Origin of the sequence: Metamycoplasma hyosynoviae (assembly GCF_004365165.1) — a bacterium.
Classification (GTDB): Bacteria; Bacillota_I; Bacilli_A; order Mycoplasmatales; family Metamycoplasmataceae; genus Metamycoplasma; species Metamycoplasma hyosynoviae.
Window position 1 is genome coordinate 76483 of the sequence record NZ_SOCH01000002.1, and the last position, 20637, is coordinate 97119.

Below are 20637 nucleotides of genomic sequence, written 5' to 3' on the forward strand. Positions count from 1 at the left end.
TTCAAAGATTACTAAATTATATACTATTATTCAAAAATTTCCGTTTTTGAAAAGTCGATTTGCTTTTCGTTTGCATCAGCATCAGCTTCATCTTGACTATCAGTTTTTGAAGCTTTTTTAGGTTTAGAAGTAGGTTTTTTAACTAGATTTTTATCGATTTTAATTCCTGGAATTTCAACTTCTTTTGTTTTTTCAACAATGAAATCTGATAAATATTCATTTTCATCAGTGTTATTGTAATGATCGTATCTAATACCTTTTAGGTATTTTTTAAGGTACATAAATCCACTAACTCAAGCAAGTACAAGTGAAATTATTAGTGGGATATTAATGTAAAACACATACATTAGATTAACATTATTTGATTTTCTGTTGAAATATGAGACTCATGGCATAGCAATTGCAATCAATATTATTGAAAATGACATTAAGAAAGTTTTTGCTTTACCTAGAAAATTTGCTTGCACTTTAATGTTTTTCTTTATAGCATACATTCTAGCACCATCAACAATAACATCTCTGATGATAAATAGGATTATTACAACTAAAAATGAATAGTTCAGCATAATTAAGAACACTAGCATTAATGAAGTTGCAACTTTATCAGCAATAGGATCAAAGATTTTTCCAAACACTGATATTGTTTTAGTCTTGCGCGCATAATATCCATCAATTCAATCAGTGAACATTGCAAGAATGAATAGTGAGACATTAATTCAATATAAAATTGATAGCACTTCTTTTTTGCCATAACCATTAACTTCTAGCTTGTTATATCAGAAGAAGCTAGGTTCAGCAGCATAGTAAATCAAAACAAACATTGCAATCATAATTGCAAGAAACGGCAACATAAACGCAAGTCTTAAAATTGTAAGTCAATTAGCTACACCAAACTTTTCATTACGTAGTAATGTTTTTGATTTTAAGTGTGAGCTACTATTTTTCATAATATTGTTCCTTTATTGATTTTTGCACAAGTTCTAAATAAGTTTTTGTATGTTCAGTGGTTGGAATTTGTTCATACTGGGTTTTAAAAAAACTTAAAGAATTAGGGATTTTAGTTTCTCAAATGTTGCAATTAACTGTAGCTAAAAGTTCACAATGTTCAAGAAATTCTTTGTATTCTTCTTTTTCCACAAAGTTTTGTGCAAAGTCATCTCTTTTTAAAAGCTTAGTTACAAGTTTGTTAGCTCCATCTTTGATTTCAGTCATTTTGACTTTACCAATAGAAGGCACAAAATTTTGTAGTTCTTTTAAAGTAAAATTTATGATTTCATTGAAAGTAATAATGTAATCATAAAAAAGCATACGAGATTTTTGTTCTTTTTCTTTTTGGATTTTAAGTTCTTTTTTCTTTAAGATCTTACCTTTAAGAATTTTTCAAATAAAATATGCAATTAAAAATGCCAATAAAAGAGCAAGGATTATGTAGATAACAATTTGCGATGTGGGTGCTTTTTGTTGTGGCTGCATTTTATATGTCCTTACCTTAATATTTGTACTATATATAATTTAATTTTAAATTATATACTAATACTAATTAGCCTTACTAAATTCTTTTATGAAAAGAATGCTTTCATAAGGTTCTAACATATTTACATTGCCTTCATAGATTTTATCGCCATTATTACTTGCAAGAATTTGGTATCCATGACATTTTTTAAATCGTTTAGGCTTATCTGCTAAATTCAAAGCAAAATACAAAGTAATTTTTTTGTATTTTCTTTTGATTAACACAACTCTTTTATGGTTAGATTTTTTAACTAGCACTCTTGATTTATCAAAGTTATTACTTAGTTTTTCATTATTAATAATTTCGGTTAATTGAATGAAATAATTTAATGGACTATTTTTGATAATTTTTTGAAGTTCTACATTATTTTTTGCTACATTATCAGCATAAGAAAAATAGTAGTTATTAGAATCACCAAATCCTGAATTTTTACCATCACTTCATGACATTAAAGCATAAGAGCTTTCAGGAGATTGATATTTTTTTGCTTGTTCATAAGTGGCGTAAGGGATTTTCTTGCTTTGATAAAACCTTTTTTCTTCATTATTTTTCTTTTCGTTTTTATGAAGGTTTATGTGATAGGTTTTAGTCATTCCAAGTTCGTCACCATAATACATCCCAATAGAAGATTTACCTGCAAATAGTAATGAAATTAAGGCTTTTGTTGATTCTTCCAAAAAGGCTTTTTCGCATCCTCACATCGATTGAATTCTGCCATAATTATCAGATCCAAGGCAAATTATATATTTAGGGGAATAATATAAGAATTTAATTTCATTAGTAATTTCTTTGAAATTAAAAATGGTTTTATTAGCATAAGGCATTTGCTTATCTATACCTATGGTTGTAAATGAATTAATGTACAAATAATCTACTACTTTAGCTTTTGATTTAATCATTTTTTTAAAAAGTGTTTTGTTAAACACACTAGGATTTAATATCACTTTAGCATCAGGATTTAGACGTTTAATCATTTTATAAATATCTTCAAGTTTAGAAAGTGATTTTTGTTTTTTAGTGTTTGGGATTAAAAACTCGAAGTTTTTAAGGACAAACGATTTAACTCCACATTCATTGTAGAAATTTATAACTTTGTCGAAATATAAAATAAAGTTGGCTAGATCGGTTATTCTTTCATTAGGCTGAATGTCATTATTCAAAACATATTTGCTATATAGTGTATTTCATTCAATTTCTTTGGTAGTATCAAAATCGTCTGAATAAAGTCTCATCATATTTTTTCAATTGATATAGCTTTGCTTGATTTCAGTTAAATCAATTATTGGTGTAATTTGAACTTTATTTGTATTAAATAGTTTTGTAAGTTCAATAAATTCATCAAGTGAACCAAAACGTTGGTTAGCACTTTCAAGGGAATTTACATTTTCATATTGTTTTAAAATGTCATTAATAAATAAATAATTAATGTTTAAATACTTGAAATAATCAAGTTTAGATGAAAGCCCTTTGAAATCACCAATTCCGTTATTATCATTATCTTTGAAAGTTTCAATTTTTATTTCGTAAGTAATTATTCTTTCTTTCATATTTCCAACCACTATTTTATTAATTCTAAGATAAAAGTTTTTATTCCAACCATTTCATCTATGCGACCACTTTTTATTTTTATGTCAAGTTCAGCGAGTTTATATATTCATTCTTTAACTTTTAAATAAGATACTTTGTTTATAAATTGATTGCACAATGAAAGTCTATATTTATGGATTTTTGTAATTTCTGCAATTTTATCTAAGCTATCATATTGTGTTTTATAAATGAAAAGTTTTTGAATATCATACAGTATATTTCCAATTTGAGCAATGATTTGACTGATTGTTAGTCCTGAGTTAAGTTGTTCATAAAAAGCTTTGATTATTCTTTTGTAATTATTCATTGATAAGAAAGCATCTTGAAAAGCAAAATCAACATCATTCAAACTTAAATCAGCTGAATCTAGCATACTCAATTTAATGTTTTTATCAATCAAAAGCAATTTATCAATTTCATTTTCAATTACTTTTAAATCATTAGGAAGATAAGTTAACATTTGAATTTTGGCAAGACGTTCAATTGTTCCACCTTTTTCTTTAATAATTTGGTCAATGTAATCACCCAATAAATAATTGCTAACTTTGTTTTCTTCGAAAACTTTAGCATTAGCTTCTAAATATTTATAAACAGTTGAAGGTTCGAATTCCTTGTCGTATTTTTTTAGAAGTTGTGAAAATATAATATGTGTGTCAGGTGATTTTTCTTCAATCATTTCAATAATATCTTCAAATAATTCTTTTTTGGACTTATTGAATTTTTCATTATATTTTTCATATTTAACTTTATTTTTTCCAGTTTTTGTTTCAGATGCTTTTTCTTTACTATAAAGATGTGATTTAGCATTTAAAAAGTCAATGTTTTTAAAAATAATTAATTTTGTTGAAGCAAAAATATCAACATTCACTAAAACATCAACAATTTCTTCAACATACATAGAATAAGAAAAGTATAAAACTTCCATATTTGGGTGCTTTGAAATAAGGTCAGATTTTATCTTATTTACCCTTTTATCTATTAAATATTCTTCATTGCCTTTTACTAAATACATATCTTATTAATTATAGTTAAATTTTTAGTTTTACAAAGTTAATTGGTAAAAATGATTTACAAATTTTAACAATTAGTAAATGATAATTGGATATAAAAATAAATCCATTTTTGATATAATTTTTTGAAAATAAGCTAAGGAGAAATTATGTCAGGACATTCAAAATGAGCAACAACAAAAGCACATAAATTCGCACAAGATGCTAAAAGAAGCAAGATGTTTCAAAAGTTTTCAAAAGAAATAATGGTTGCAGCAACCATTGGCGGTCCAGACCCTGATTCCAATCCTTCTTTAAAACTAGCAATTACAAAAGCAAAATCACGTAGTATGCCAAAAGCTAATATTGATAAGATATTAGCTAAATTTACTGGAAACGCCAAACAAGAAGGAACTAATTTCCAAGAAGTGCTGTATTCAGGAACTGCATTTGGTGGGGTTACGTTTTTAATTGATTGTTTAACTGATAACTTTAATCGTCTTTCTTCTAATATTAAACATTATTTTAATCACGCTAATGGAACATTGGGTAAGCAAGGTTCTGTACCTTATGTATTTGATAAAAAAGGTATTATCGAATTTAATAAATCTATCGCCCCTGAAGATGAAGTTATGATGCTAGCGCTAGATGCTGGTGCAAGTGATTTCCAAGTTGAAGAAACCACTTATGTAATAACTACTGAACCAAGCGACTTTTCAGCCGTTAAACAAGCTTTAGATGATGCTTTAAAAATTGAAAACTATATTACTGCAGAAGTTACTTATATACCTAATTCAACTGTCGAAATTTCAGTTGAAGATAAACAAAACCAAATTGAAAAATTCATTGACTTATTAGAAGACGACGAAGATGTTCAAGAAGTCTACCACAATGCTGAATTCTAAAAATTACTAATTAATTTAATAAGATAATAATGAAAAATACAATAGAAAACTACTGTATATTTTTTAATTATTTAATTACTTTTTTCAGAAATCAACTATATACTTTTCAGAACCACCATTAAGTTTAAATTCGATAAAGATTTTTATAATCCCCCCCCCGGTTCCATCGGTCTCAACTTGTATTTGACCATAATTTCCAGAATCATCAGCTGCACGAATATGCTTTTTAAATTTTCCTCATTTTTCGTTAAATAATATTGATTTACCTATTATTACTGGATTTTTATCTTTTCTAGATTTTTTTAATGTTCAACCATTTCCATTATTATTTTCTTCAAATCTTCTATGCCTAGTATTTGCTCCATTAGTTTCAAATCAATTTTTGATTGCATTAACATCATTTTGATAATTTGGTTCATTTGTGTCAACAGTAAACAATAATCCTTGTGCGGCCGCTTCTTCAATAGTTGTAGGATCGCTTGCTTTAAATCCCGATAATTCAAAACTTTTTTCTAGTATATTGGTTGTATCTGTAGCATCTTTAACTTTGACAGTTAATTTAGCTTTACCATTAGCCAACGGTTTAAGTGCAACAGTTTCGAATTCTATATTATTTGTCGATAAGAAAATTTTGTATTGTGAATTGTCTTTTGAATTGGTTATTACTTTTTGTGTTAGATCAGTATATTGTGCTATATATTCAGCAACCGTTTGTTGATCACTTATACCATCTAGTTTTAAATCTTCTTCAAAAGCTTTAGGCAATTTATTCTCTTCAAATCCTAAAATTTCGTTGCTAAAAACTTTATTATGTGTAGCTTTTACAATTTTTATTTCTAAGACACCGATTTTACTATCGCTATCTTTCTCTTTTAATGATACTTCTTGAATCTTAGCTCCTTGGCCTTCAAGTCAAAGTGAAAATTCTGTTGAATCAATTTTAAATTCGATTTTTTCTTTTAATTTAGTTCCAAATTCACTTAAATATTTTTTAACTGTTTTGCCTGACTTTTCTTTTAAATCAATTTTAGGTGTAGCTGATTGAAGTTTTGTAAATATTTCATCCAGGGTCAAATCAGCAAGAAACCCAACAATTTCTATTGATAATGACTTAGTTTGACCCGCTCTTTTTAGTGTAATTTCTAAAATACCGACATTGTTTGAGCCAACTTTTTGAGTTAATGTTGAACTTTCAACTTGAGTATTGTGTGAAGTTAATCATTCTACAAAGGTCTTAGATTCAATTGTATTATTGATTTGGTTATGAATAACGCCATTAAATTCTTCTGCAAATTGGCTAACTGTTTTAGTTTCTTTTCCAAATAAATCAATCGGAGGATTTAACCCTTTAATTTGCGTGATTATTTGTTCGAGAGTAGTATCAGCTTTAAATCCTGAAATTTCACTAGTTATACTTTTTGTCTCAGAACCCTTCTTTATTTCGATTTCTAAAATTCCGACTGTTCCGCCGTCTTCTTTGGCTTCAAGTGTAACTAGATTAATCCATGCATTATTTTTTGCTAATCATTTTTCAAATTCAATAGTTTCTACTTTAAATTGAATTTGTTCTTTTAAATCCGCGTTATGTTCAGCAACATATTGCGCTATTGTTTTATCGTTTTTGTCTTTTAAATCAAACGATGTAGTTTCTGCATTAATTTTAGCAATGATTTCGTCTAACGTTAAATCTTGTTCAAATCCTTGAATTTCTTGTGATAATGTTTTTGTTTCTAAATATTTTTTTAGTTTTATTTCTAAAATACCTATTTTCGAGTCGTTAACTTTTGGTTTTAAATCTACACCTACAATTTGTGTATTTACCGAATTTAGTCATTCTTCTAATGATTTACCTTCAACTGAAAAAATAATTTGGGATTTTAAATCACTTGCATATGTAGTAGCATAATCATTTACTGTTTTACCATCTTTATCTTTTAAATCAATTGGAGGAGTTTGGCTATTGATTTTGGCAATTATTTCTGTTAAAGTAATGTCTTCTTTAAAACCAGAAATTTCTTGACTTAAAATTTCAGAATCAGTTCCTTTTTTAAGTTTAATTTCTAAAATTCCCGACTTTCCATCACCATCTTTTGGTTTTAAAGAAATACTTTCAATTTCTATTCCTTGTTCACTTAAAAATGCTTCAAGCGATTTTTCTTCAATTTGAAATACAATTTGGGATTTTAAATCACTTGCATATGTAGTAGCATAATCATTTACTGTTTTACCATCTTTATCTTTTAAATCAATTGGAGGATTAACTGATTTAATTTGTTCTATGAATTTTGTAATTATAGTAGTTATTTTAAAACCAGAAATTTCAGTTTCCATAGTCTGTTTTTGTTCTCCTAATGAAAACTCAGATTTTAAAATAGCAATGCCTTGTTTTGCATCTTTAACTTCCAATGTGAATTTCGCGAATAATTCATAAAAATGCAGAAATTCTTGCATATTTTTACCAATTGAAGTTTTTAATGTAATTTTTTTAGATAAATCATTTTCAAAATTAGTTTTATAATCTTCAACTTTATATTTATCTTTTTCTTCTAAATCAATTGTTTTAATTTGCTTCAATATTACTTCAAGTTTTCTTGCAAAACCTGAAATTTTTAGATTGAATGGTTTTTTTGTGCCTTTATAATTTGGTGTTATACTTAATTCTACTTCACCAATTGCATCATCAAATTTTATAATTTTAGCAGTATACCTTACCTTATTTGATTTAGATTTTAATGTAATTTTTTCTAATACATCAGAAGCAAAGAATGTTGACTTAGTTTGTTTAAATTTGATATCAATATCCTGTTCATAATCAATTTTCTTACAACTAACCAATAGTGGTATTCCTATTATCGGGGTTATAAGTGATCCTGTTAGGGTTAATAAATGTAACGACTTTTTCTGCATTTTATTTCTCTCTATAATTTTTATTACTAAAATTATAGTTCATTATTCCTCATATATTGCCATTAAGTCGATAAAAAACATCTTGTATTAAGGTAAATATTTATTTACTATTTTCAGATTCTTTTTCTCAGAATACTACTTCATAAACTTTGTTTGAACTATCATTGACAAGTTTAAATTTAATTAATATTTTTGTTATTTCGCTTCCGTTTTTGACAAAATGCATTATGGCATAATTTTCATTATTTGATTCAGATAATATAACTTCATTGTATTTTAAATTCAAATTTATGTCATCAAAAATTAATCAATTAAGTTTAAATGAAATATTCTTCAAATCCTTTTCGATGATTTGAAAATTGTCATTTGAATCTTGAATAATTTTTCCAGAATATATATTTTTTTTATTTGCTCAATTTTTTAATTTAATAATTTCTTCTGAATATTCATTATTGTCTTTCAAGGGATATAACAATTCATTTTTTTCAGCAAGTTCTTTTGCTTTTTTATTTAATTCATTTGTATGTTTTTTAGAATGAAAACCACTAATTTCAAATTCTTTACTAAAACTTGTTGGTGTGAATTTATCCGATGTATATTCAATTGTTAATTTTATTTTTGTATCATCTTTTTCAGAAACTATAAGTTTATTTTTTCTTAATTCAATTTGATAATCTTTGAATTTCTTATTATATTGATCAAAGTTCTTAATAAAAGCTTGTAATTGTGAATCTTTATACTTATCTATAAATGCTTGTGATTTTTGAGTTCTATCATCAATTTCTATGTTTTCATTTTTATTTACAATATCTTGTATAGATATTGATTTAAATTTATTACTTGCTTCATAATTAGTAGTTATCTCTTCATTATTTTCCAGATTTTTTATAGTAACAAATATTGAATAATTTCCAGTTGTGTAGTTTTTAACTTGGATTTTTACATTCTTAATTTCTATTTTTTTAGTTTTTAACTCACTAACTAATTTAGCATTATCAAAATTTTTTGCAATGATTTTTGATTTTAAATCATTGTGTTGCATCTTATATTCTACTGGATCTAAGTTTTCTGTTCCTTCTAATGAAACATTAATTAATACTTCATCAAGTGCTTTTGCAATTTGATCTTCTTTAAATCCTGATACATTTCCATCAACTTCTCTAAGTTTATTATTTGATTTATTTTTTAAAATAAATTTAACTGTTCCAGTACCTTTAGCAGCAAAAGTGATTTGAAGTTTCACATTGTAAATTTCGATGTCTTTATTTTCTTCTAAATATTTTTTCAAATCTTTGCCTATTTTATGGAACTTCAACTTTTCTTTTAAATTATTACCAAATTGTTTTTGATATTGAGAAATTGTATGTTTTTCTTTATCTACTAAATCAACTGTACCAAGTTCATTAATAACTTTATCTAATAAAGTATCAGCCACATAAGGTGAGGGAGTTATGTGGGCATATATTTTCTTAAACCCTGAAATTTCATATGCTATTTCTTTTACTTCATTATTTAATTCAAACTTTATTTTTAATACCGCAATACCTAATTCTTTATTTTTAGTTTCTAGTTTTGGTGTTGAAACTATTTTATGGCGAGTTAAAAACTCTTGCATTTTCTTACCATTAATAGTAATTTTATTTGCTAGATCACTACCTTTAAAACTATCAACATATTCTTCTATTGTCTTAGTTTGTTTTTCGCTTAAATCAACATTTTGAATTTTATGTAAAATTTCTTCAAGTGGTGTCATCTTATTTTTTTTAAAACCATCAAAAGTTAAATTGAATCTTTTTTCGACTTTACCTTTATAAATGGGAGTAATCATAAGTTCAACTATACCTTTTGTATCATCAGCTTTTACTATACTTAGGTTGTATTTAACTTTCAAAGAAGCAGATGTAGCTTCTAAATATTTCAAAATTTCAGAAGCTAAAATTTCATTTTTATCTCTTTTAAAAGAAATTTTTATATCTTTTTCGTAGTTAACTTTTCAACAACTTATTGAAAGTGTTGAAGCAACAATTGGTGAAAATAACATCATTCCAATTAATAATGAATTGTGTTTATTTTTATTCATTTTAACTCCTTTTTATGGTTAATTTTTTCAAAACCTAGATATTATAAATAAATTTTTGTTACGACCAAAAATTGGCAGTAATAAAAATCAATATACAGTATTGAATTTATAATTTTTAATCCAACTCTTTATTTGCTATGCAAATAAAATTAAATTAATAGTATGTTAGAAGTACATTAGTTAATAATTATTTATGCAATTATCGAAATACTTAAAATGAAGTATAGGGTAGATTAAAAACATATTATAAGTACATTATATTTTTTTCATATGTAATAAAAAAACACTTTAATAAAATGCAAATTTCTCAAAACATATATTTAAAGTAGATTAATGAATAATTAATTTGTATAACTCTCAAAGATCATAAGTATGTTGAAAATAAACTCAAAGTATATTAGTAAATAATTATCTTTTTATTGAACATACATTAAAAAATAAAAAGCCAAATGGCTTTAAGTTTATTGATTGCTCTTATTTCAAAATTCTAATTCATAGATTTTGTTGTTGGGTTCTTTTGCTATTCTGAATCTAATAGTTATTTTTGTAATTTCTCCACCTTCTTTTTGAAAATACATTCTTGCATACTTTTCTTTTACATCATTAGGATGTTTTACAACATCACTATATTTTCAATTATTGTCAAAGTTATTGAAACTTAATGAATTAATTCATTCGGCTGGTTCTATATTATTTAGCCTTATTTGTCATAAACCGTTTAAATATATTAATATTCCTTCTTTATTATATTTCTTGTATCATTTTTTCAATCTTTCAACATCAGATTTATATTCATAATGCTTTCTATCAACTACAATCAATAAATCTTTATCAGCTGCATCTTCAAACGATGAAGGCTCATACTCATATTTTTTAAACCCTTTTATTTCATATTCTTTTTCAAATGATTTATTTGTGAACTTTTCTGAATCATATTTTAATTTTAATTTGACTGAATTTTGTTCATTATTATGAGATACATCACCTATTGATATTTTTATATTGTAATCATTTACTTTATTACTATAGAAAACATAATTTTTTATATTTCTTGGTAGTTCTTTTTCATATTTTTTAATTCATTTTTTAGCAGTTATGGTTTTATCATCAACATCAATATTTGATATATGTTTTTCAACAATTTCTTGTATTGATGTTTTCTTGAAAAAATTTATTGGGTTTATTTCTTTTGTTTGGCTTTCTGTAGAATTTAGTTTCGAGATAGTTATTGATAATTTATATGTGCCATTTTCAAAATTAAAATCATCCAAAATTTCAACTTTTTCTAAAGAAATGTTTCTCTTTTTTAATTCTCCAATTAATTGGGCATTATTTTTATCTTTTGTAACCAATTGATTCATTAGATTATTTTCATTATCTTTTCTATATTCAACTGAATCTTTCTTATCTGCTTCACTTAATTGAATTTCTTTTAAAAGAGTATCAAATGCTTCTGATAATATATCACCTACAAAAATATTTTTTAGTTCAAATGATTTATTAATCGAACTCCCATTATTTTTTGAAAGTTTAATGTTCAACATTCCACTTTTAGGTTCATTTTCTTTTTTAAGAAGTTCAATTATAGGATTAATATTATTTTCTTCAAAATATTTTTTTAGATCTTTAATTTGTTCATTACTTGATTTTATTTTTGATAGTAAATCAAGATTTTCATTTTTATATTCTTCAAATGTTTTCCCAGATGTATTTTCCAATGATAATTCACCTAAATTTTCAATAATTTCTGAAAGTGAAATATCTTTGACAAAGCCTGCAATTGGATAAGTTCTTTCGACAAATTTATTATTTTTGCTAAATACTATTTTTAAGGTCGCTTTTGTGCTATCTTCTGAATTTGGGATTAGTTCAATTTGAATTTTTATTTCATTATTAGTTAAATATTTTTCTACACTATCAATTTTTGGATTATTAGATTTTAATTTTTCAGTAGTTAAATTTTTATTAACTAATTTGTAATTTGCAAATGTTGAATTTCTAATATCCTTAAGTGAGACATCTTTTAATTCATTAACATAATCATTCAAATCCAATGTTTTCTTAAATCCTGAAATATCAAAACTTTTAGTTATTGTCTCACTATCTTTTTTAAATTGAATTTGTAGTTCAGCTTTTGTACTATCATTAGATTTTTCTTTTATTGAAGTTTTAACTTCAATACCATTTTTATTCAAATACTTTTGAATAAAATTTGTTTCATTAGAATTTAGGGAAATTAACTGTGATTTTAAATCAGGAAATTTATTCAAATATTCATCGATGGTTTTATTTTCTTTTTCTTTTAAATCAAGGTTAGTAATTTTTTCAACAACATCTTTTAAATTAGTTTTTGAAACTGATTTAAAACCGCTAAAGGTTAAATCAAATGTTTCTTGTGATCTTCCATTATGAATAGGTGTAATTCTAATTTCTAGATTGCCCTGACTATCATCAAAATTTAGTATTTCATAATCATATGTTGTTTTTCTAGATTTAGACAGAATTTGAATTTCAGATGAAATTTGTGAAGGCAATATAGAAGATTTATCTTTTTTAAAGATAATTTGCAAATCATTTTTGAAATCTAATTTAGATGTTTCTTTTTGATTATCTCCGCGAGTTTCTTTTAACTTTTGTTCTTGCTCTTCTTGTGGTTTTGTTTCTTGAATTTCTTTTTGATTTTTTTCTTGTGAATCTTCTTTTATATCCTCTTGGGATGAGTTTTTCCTGGGAGGCTTATATTCTGGGAACTTTTCAAGTTCTTTATTGTCTTTTTCAATATTTAAATTATTTTTACAACTTACCAAAATTGGTATAGAAACAATTGAAATAAATGAACTAATACCAAAAATCAGTAAACTTTTATTCTTCAATTTCATATGTTAATTCTCTTGTTTTTTATGTATAAAAGTAATTTATTTGTTTGTATTTTATAAATACAAACCTATAACCTCAAAAAAACGGGAGAATTATAACATCATTTATTTTCCAGAATAAAGAAAATTAAATTGTTTCATCAAGTATAAAAAGTCAAAAATAAATGCAAAAAAATATAGTAGAGAGATTTTCTACTATATTTAAGACTAAATTATGATTTTGTTCAAAAATCTACTTTATATACCTTATTGCCACCATCTTTAACTTTAAACTCTATGTAGATTTTTTCAACTTCGTTAGTGCCCGATTTTGTTTCAATATTAATTTGAGCGAACTTGCCGTTACCTTTAGCTGGTTTTATAACATCTTTGTATTTGCCTCATTTTTCATCAAATTTAATAGATGTACCAATATTAACTATAATTGCACTAGTACCACTTTTTGACTTCAAAGTTCAAGTTCCGCTTGATTTTTCATCTAATCTTCTACTACTTTCTAGTGTGTTTGGCTTACTAAAAAAATCTTTAATAGCTTCTACATCTGCATCATAAGTAGACGCTGTCTTATCAACTGTAATTAATTTGCCTTGTTCAGCAGCTTCCTTTGCATTCTTTGGCTCAGTTGGTGTTGGTGGTTGTGGAGGTTCTGGTGTAGTTGATTTTTCTTTAAATCCATCTAATACAAATGTTTCTTCAAGAACTTTACTTGGATCAGATGTACTTTTTACTTTAACTTTTAAATTAGCTTTTGTACCACCAGCTGATTCTAATGTTACTGTATCTAATTCAATTTCATTTTCTTCAAGATAATTGGTATATTCTTCATTTGATTTTGTAGTAGTTTTAACTTGGATTTTTAAATTAGGATGTTCTTGCTTATAATCATCAACAGTTTTATCTGATGAAATACCATCAAGAGTTAAAGGTTCTTCAAAAGCTTTATTTAATTCAATTGAAGGTTGTTGCGCATTTTCTTTAAAACCAGTAATTTCTTTTGTGATTGTTTCGCTTTTAGAATCTTTAGTAATTGTAATTTTTAAAATTCCAATTTTCGGGTCATTTGATTTAGCTTCTAAAATAATATTTCCGATTTCAAAACCTTCATCTGTTAAATAATCATTTCAGTTTTTACCTTCAACTTTACAAGTGATTTTATCTTTTAAGATAGAACCATATGCAGTATTATAATCATCAATTGTTTTATCAGATTTATCTGATAAATCCATTGGGGGCGTAGCACTAAGAATTTTGTCAATTACTAACGTAAAGGTATTATCAAATAAAAATCCAGATATTTCAAATTCTTTAGTTTCTATTTGATCACCTAATTTAAATTGAACATTTAAAGTTCCAATACCTTTTGCTAAATCCTTAATTTTTAAATTGGCATTAGCATCTAATTTGTATTTGGTCAAAAAAGCAGATAAAGTTAAATCTTTTGAAGTTTTAACTACAACTTTGTCTTTTAAAGTGGTAGAAAATTTAGAAATATAATCATCAACTTTGTACTTTTCTTTTTCAGTTAAATATAAAGATTTAACATCTTTTAAAACTTCAAATAATTTAATTTTAAAACCAATTAGTTTTAATTCAAAAGCTGTTTGAAGTTTATTATTTTCAATTGGTGTAATTTTTACTATAGCTTCACCAGTTTTATCATTAGAACTAACTAATTCAACTTCGTATTTTACCTTACCTGATTTGGAACCAAACTTAATAATACTTTGACATTCAGAAGCAAAAATAGTAGATTTATCTTTTGTAAAATCTTCTTTTACGTCTTTTTTTATAATCAATATTTTTGCAACTAACTAATAAAGGTGTGCTTATTATTGGTATTAGAATGCTAGTATTCAAAACCAATAAAGCCGAAACTTTTTTAGTCATAATTTTTTTTACTATTAATATCTTTTCGTAAATTTTTTTGTCATTTTTTCTTCTTGTATAAAATTATACCTTTTAAAATCTAAAACAAAAGGTAAGCATAGCTTAAATAGATAAAAAACAATTTTTGGAAAAACTAAAAATCAGACCGATTTGATCTGATTTTTAAAGTTAATTGATTATTGTTTTGTTCAATAAACTACTTCGTAAATAGTGTCGCCGTTGTCTACTAATTTAAATTTAATAGTTATTTTAGATATTTCATTATTTGATGATGTTTCAAAATACATATGAGCATATTTTTTATTATTTTCTGTATCTAATCTTATTAAATCTGAAAATTTTCAACCATTTCCAAAATCATTAAATTTCAAAGCACCAAAGTAATCTGGTGAGGTTTTGACATCTGGTCTTATTAACCATTCTCCACCATTTGAAGGATATATTAGTCCTGGTTTTTTATTTTTATTCCATCATTTTTTTATAGTTTCTAGACTAGTTTGATATTGAGGGTCATTAGTTTCAGGAACAATTAGTAAACCTTTTTCAGCTGCTTCTTTTGGCGTTTTAGGATCTGATTCTGGTTCTTTAAAACCTTCAAAAGCAAATTCTTTTGTAAATAAACTAGTTTTAAATTTAGATGATTCAAATTTAATTGTTAATATAACTTTCTTTTCTTGCTCATATGGAACTATTTTCTCTTTTTTTAGAGATATATCATAATCATAAAATTTATTAGCATATTCTAAATAATTTGACAAAATATCTTTTAATTCTTTATCTCCATATTTTGTCATTCAATGCTTAACAGTTAAATTATTTTCTTTTATTTCTAATTTAAAATCTTTAAATTTATTAGTTATATTGTTTATTTTAATATTCTTAAAGTGATTTGTTCCAGTACGTGTTCTATATTGTGTTTCACCCGAACCGATTTTTTCAAGAACTATTATTACTTTATAAATTCCATCACTTAAATTTTCGGCTTCAACTAAAACATCTTTTAAAGAAACTTGTTTCTTTTTTAATTCTTCTTTTAACTCTTCTTTAGTTTTACCATTTGCAAGTAATTTTTCTTTTAAATCAGTAAATTTCTCTTTATATTCAACGCCATCATATGTTTCAGCATCTTCTAACGAAACTTCTTTTAAAATACCGTCAAACACTTCTGAAAATACATCAGCTACAAAAACGTCTTTTAACATATAAGTTTTTTCAACAGTTTCTGTACCTTTTGCAAATTTAATATTTAAATTTGCACTTTTTGAATCATTATCAATAGGCATTAAATAAATTTGTACATTTATTTTTTCTTTTTCCAGAAATTCCTTCACATTAGAAATAGTTGTACTACTTGATTTTAGCTTTGAAATTAAATCAGTGTTTTCTTTTAAATATGCTGATATTGATTTATCTTTAGTGCCTTCTAAAGATAAATCTTGAAGTCTATCTACAAATTCTTGTAAACCTATTTCTTTAGTAAAACCATCAATTAAATAATTTTTAGTAATAGAAGTTTTGGCTTTTGTAAACACTATTTCTAGGTTGGCTTTTGTATTATCTAAAGGTTTTGCTATTAATTTTAATTGTGTGTTAATTTCATTTTTATCTAAATAATTTTGGATGCTAGGAGTCTCGGTTCCAAAATCATCTGATGAAATTAATTGTGGTTTTAAATCGGGATGTTCTGTTTTATATTGGTTTAAAGTTTTGCCAGCTTTATCTTTTAAATCAATGTTTGTAATTTTGTCTAGCAAGTCTTTTAAATTATTTTGTTCTTCTATTTTTTCAAGTTTTTTAAAACCCGGAACTTTCAATGTAAATGAAGGTTGGTTTTTATTTTTATGAAATGGAGTAATTACTAATTGAATAGTACCTTCATTATCATCTGTTTTTTCAACTTTAAAGTTATACTTAACTTTACCAGAAGTAGATAATAATGAAAGATTGTCTTGAACTTCACTTGCTAAAAGTGTAGATTTATCTTTTTTAAATTGAAAGTTGACATCTTTTTGATAATCTATGTTCTCACAACTTACTAAAATTGGAGCTGACACAACTGGAATAATAGATCCAAATGCTAATAATGATAAGCTCCTTATTTTCTTATTTTTCTGCATTTTGTTTTTTTAAAAATCCTTGTTTTCTTGTTTTATATATAAAGTAGTCTTTGATAATTAATTTTTAGTATATAAATTATAAAGATAAATAAAAAATAATGTTTATTTGGGAAATAAACATTCATTGACTAATTTTGTAATTTTTTTTAATTATTAAGATTAAGCATTATCACATCTAAGATAGTAAAATCAGTTGCAACTTCACCATTTTCATTGTGATATTTTCTAGTTTTAGTAGTTATTTTCAAGTTATATAAATTGTTCTGAGTTTTTTCAAAACTTCATTCTAAATTAGGAATATCTTTATAATCAAGCAAATTAATTTTTTCGCCACTACTTGAAATAAATCCTTCTGCTTGAAGTAAATAATTTTTTAAATTAGATGTTACATCATCAATTTTCTTTTTTTCATTGTTTAATTTTTCTTGATTAATTTTGATTTTGAATGTGTTAGCTTTAACAGCAAAAGGAAGTTGGAAACCTTTACAATTAATTTCATATTTAATTAATTCTTTATTTTCTTCTTTTAATGTCATATTGAAACTTAATGTTCCAAGTAAGTCATCATAAGAAATTATTTCAAGGCTTTTAATTTGCTTATTATTCACAAATTCATTTTCATATTTTTTAATGCTATCTGCATTAAATGAAGCTAAGCCTAATTTATTTAAATGAAGGATATCAATTAATTCTACAAATTTATCAATACTAATACCATTTTTAGTTCCACCTTTTGGAACTATAATTTCTTTTTTGGGTTCATCTGCTTTTTTAATTTTACTGTCAGCAATGATTTTCTTTTCTTCATTACCTTTGTTAATTTTGCTTTGTGTTTTAACACAAGAAATTAAAATTATAGCAGGAGTAAAAACTACTGGTGTAAGTGAAAAAATAATTGAAATTTTCTTAGAATTTTTCATTTGAGCCCCTTTAAGGAAAGTAGTAGATAAATTTTTATTGGGTTAATTTTAAACAAAAATAATTTTATTTTCATTTTTGGTCATATTTTTTTTCATATTAGATACCTAAAACAAGAAAATTCCCAATTATTTATAATTTTTAGTGTAAAAATGTAGGTATATTTGTATCCAAACTTCATTTTAATTACCACTGTTTAAAAATTTAGGAGTTATTCAAAAAAATCCTAGAAAATTAAAATATTAAGTGTGGTGATATTTAACACTTGATATTTTAATTTTGGAAATATAAGGCTCTGAAATTATTTTATGAATATGTCTTGGAAATATTCAAGCCCGTCATAAACTAATGGCTTATAAATATAGTTTTGATAAACAATTTTAGAGAAACTATCTGTTTGGACATTATTTTCAAAACTTAGTGTATAAGAAATTAAGTTGTTAATCTCATTAATTAAATGAAGCGTATCTGATGTAGATAATTTATTTAAATAATCATTTAAGAATACTTCAAATTTATTTTTATTAATGTCAAGTTCTTCTACATTAATTATTTTTTTAATTAATTCAGGTTTTACTTCCAATAATTTCTTCAAGTTTTTAAATACGGCTTGATTTCCATTTGCTTTAACTATTTTATTAAATAGTTTAACCATTTCATAGTTATTAATGGAAAGTAGTTTTTTCAAATAATCATTGCTGCTACTATTAGACAAAGTAAAATCAATGTGTTTATAAATGGATTTATTTTTTTTGAAATATTCATCATATTTATAATAATCATCTATTAAAACAATTTTTGGTTTTAGTTTTGGATGCAACTGGTTATAAATACTTTCGATTGTTTTGACAGATTTTTTTATGCTTTGACTCAAATTAAATGCAGCAATTGGAATTTGTCATTCTATGTTTTGTGTTTTATATTCTGGATGCTTTGCATAAAAATTTTCAATTATGTTTGTAATATTAGATTTAATATTTTCAAAATCAATTGATTTATATTTTTCAAAGTTATTTGAAAAAGCTTTTACATCATTAATCTTTTGTTTGTTGTCATACAAACTAAATTGTGAATTATTTTCAATTTTTCCATTTGTGTTTTTCAAAACTATTTGATTATTTATTGGAACAAGCGCATCTTTTAAATTTTCATAATTAGATGAAAAAATATTTTGAGCATTGATTTTAATATCACTTGGTGCTTGACTCATTCATATTTCACTATTTTTTTGAAGCAGTGAAATAAATACATAAGGATTTATTACACGATTAATTAGGTTTTGAAAAACTATTGTTTCAGGATTAAAATCAATGTTTCCTTGTTTTTTTGTTAATTCTTTAGCATTACTTCCATAGTAAAGGCAAGCAAATAAATCATTGAAATAAAATTCATTTGCTGACGGAAGATAATTTAAAAAGATATTAGAATGTAATTTATATTTTTCGAATTGACGGGTGTAATTTAAATTAAATTTATCAAAATTTTTGAAAATAAATTCTTTTTGATCAGCATTAAGTGTTGAAACATTTAAATTTGAAACTAGATTTTGTTTGAATAAGTTGTATTGTTGAATGTTATAAGTTTCATTAGGTGAAGGAATTTCATTGTATTTATAAACAATTTCATTTAAATGTTTCAGTTCTTGTCATTTCAAATCTGAACTATAGAAATTTTCATTTCTATATAGTTTAGTTTCAGAAGAAGAATTTTTTGCTATATAGTAATATGAAGCATAAAGTGTTGAGTCATAAGTTCTTCCATATTCATAAAATCAAGCAAATGATTTATCAGAAAACAAGCTATCATTACTTCTTTTGGCATATTTTTCTTGCAAATAATCATAAGGAATTGCATCCATATAATTAGAATAAATGAATAAATTATTGAAAAAATCTATGTTATTTATAGGGCTAGAAATATCAAAAGTAATTGCAGAATTGCCCACCAGCTTATACTCTTCTATTTTTTGATAGTTGAAAAAGTTTTTAGTATCTACGTTATAACTTTTGAACATATCATAAACCGAATCACCATTAAAATAAGGATTATCTTTTTCATAATACTTATCTTCTAATTTTTGCATTTCAGTTAAATTGTTTTCTTTAATAAATTGTTGGCGAAAAGCTTTATTTTGGAGAGCTGATCTAAATAAACCTAGTCTAAAATCTATGGCACTTACTTGATATTTTTTATTAACTATTTCACCACGATGATTAACCCAGTAATTATTGTGATAAGTATTTCCATTAGTTAAATTCAAAGTAATTTTTTCAGCAGTTTTTAATTCTTCTAAAAAATTAGGATGGTTAATTGAATTTTCTTTAGCTGATGGAATGAATAAATAAGGGCTATAAAACCCTAATCCTTTATCTTTTTTGGGATAAAAAAACTCGGGTTTTTGGTTAGATTCTAGGGTTTCTTCATAAATAGTTTTTTTAATATGGTCATTTTCATAAGCTTTACCTTGCGTTATATTACCATATAAATCAGTGATTTGTGGATCAAATGAAATTCATTTGGCATATTCAGTTTTGTATCATAACTCAGTGGGTTTTGTAACTATATTATCTCTAAAATCAATTTCAGGTTGATTTTGAGAAGAAAGACGAAATAATTTAGCTCCTGTTGCTAAATTTAAAGCATTTAATTCTTGACTATGTGAATTTGCATAAGCAGAAAAGTAGTTTTTTGCCTTATTAGCATGATTAAAATAATAAATTAGATTATCACGATCTGGATTGTAGTCATTAGTGCAACTTAAAGCTACAAGAGGAGCAGAAATTGTAGCAACTGAAGCTAATAACAATAATTTTGCTTTGAGTTTCATATTCTTAAACTTTCTACACTTCTACTATCTC

The 20637-nt window shown here is 24.9% G+C and carries 12 protein-coding genes; 1 reads left to right on the forward strand and 11 read right to left on the reverse strand.

Annotation, left to right across the window (positions count from 1 at the left end; all coding sequences use genetic code 4):
• Window positions 1-26 precede the first annotated feature (26 nt).
• The 4 genes from pgsA to holA form a co-directional block, all read right to left on the reverse strand.
• The gene (pgsA, locus tag JN03_RS08315; RefSeq protein WP_134076431.1) at window positions 27-947 is read right to left on the reverse strand and encodes a CDP-diacylglycerol--glycerol-3-phosphate 3-phosphatidyltransferase; all 921 of its coding nucleotides are present in this window, start codon (window positions 945-947) and stop codon (window positions 27-29) included.
• The gene (locus JN03_RS08320) at window positions 937-1473 is read right to left on the reverse strand and encodes an MHJ_0274 family protein (protein ID WP_036443722.1); all 537 of its coding nucleotides are present in this window, start codon (window positions 1471-1473) and stop codon (window positions 937-939) included. Before JN03_RS08320 ends, pgsA begins: the two co-directional genes overlap by 11 nt.
• 63 nt (window positions 1474-1536) lie before the next feature.
• Window positions 1537-3060, reverse strand: coding sequence for an alpha-amylase family glycosyl hydrolase (locus JN03_RS08325; protein WP_134076432.1), 1524 nt, complete (start codon window positions 3058-3060; stop codon window positions 1537-1539).
• A gap of 11 nt (window positions 3061-3071) precedes the next feature.
• Window positions 3072-4112, reverse strand: coding sequence for a DNA polymerase III subunit delta (gene holA / locus JN03_RS00315; RefSeq protein WP_036441781.1), 1041 nt, complete (start codon window positions 4110-4112; stop codon window positions 3072-3074).
• Between the two features lie 147 nt (window positions 4113-4259).
• Between holA and JN03_RS00320 the strand changes: the two genes are divergently transcribed.
• Complete coding sequence (locus JN03_RS00320; RefSeq protein ID WP_134076433.1) at window positions 4260-4994, forward strand: YebC/PmpR family DNA-binding transcriptional regulator; 735 nt, start codon at window positions 4260-4262, stop codon at window positions 4992-4994.
• 75 nt (window positions 4995-5069) lie between these two features.
• Here the strand turns inward: JN03_RS00320 and JN03_RS08330 are convergent, their stop codons facing one another.
• From JN03_RS08330 to JN03_RS08345, 7 genes are all read right to left on the reverse strand, one after another.
• The gene (locus JN03_RS08330; RefSeq protein WP_134076434.1) at window positions 5070-7901 is read right to left on the reverse strand and encodes a hypothetical protein; all 2832 of its coding nucleotides are present in this window, start codon (window positions 7899-7901) and stop codon (window positions 5070-5072) included.
• Window positions 7902-8001: 100 nt separating this feature from the next.
• Complete coding sequence (locus JN03_RS00330; RefSeq protein WP_134076435.1) at window positions 8002-9981, reverse strand: lipoprotein 17-related variable surface protein; 1980 nt, start codon at window positions 9979-9981, stop codon at window positions 8002-8004.
• Between the two features lie 461 nt (window positions 9982-10442).
• Window positions 10443-12860, reverse strand: coding sequence for a lipoprotein 17-related variable surface protein (locus JN03_RS00335; RefSeq protein ID WP_134076436.1), 2418 nt, complete (start codon window positions 12858-12860; stop codon window positions 10443-10445).
• Window positions 12861-13069: 209 nt separating this feature from the next.
• Complete coding sequence (locus tag JN03_RS08335) at window positions 13070-14653, reverse strand: hypothetical protein (protein WP_134076437.1); 1584 nt, start codon at window positions 14651-14653, stop codon at window positions 13070-13072.
• Between the two features lie 267 nt (window positions 14654-14920).
• Window positions 14921-16861, reverse strand: coding sequence for a hypothetical protein (locus JN03_RS08340; RefSeq protein ID WP_134076438.1), 1941 nt, complete (start codon window positions 16859-16861; stop codon window positions 14921-14923).
• A gap of 146 nt (window positions 16862-17007) precedes the next feature.
• Complete coding sequence (locus tag JN03_RS00350) at window positions 17008-17781, reverse strand: hypothetical protein (protein ID WP_036443736.1); 774 nt, start codon at window positions 17779-17781, stop codon at window positions 17008-17010.
• Window positions 17782-18080: 299 nt separating this feature from the next.
• Window positions 18081-20606 (reverse strand): OppA family ABC transporter substrate-binding lipoprotein, encoded by a 2526-nt coding sequence (locus tag JN03_RS08345; RefSeq protein ID WP_134076439.1) that lies wholly within the window; start codon window positions 20604-20606, stop codon window positions 18081-18083.
• Between the last annotated feature and the right edge of the window lie 31 nt (window positions 20607-20637).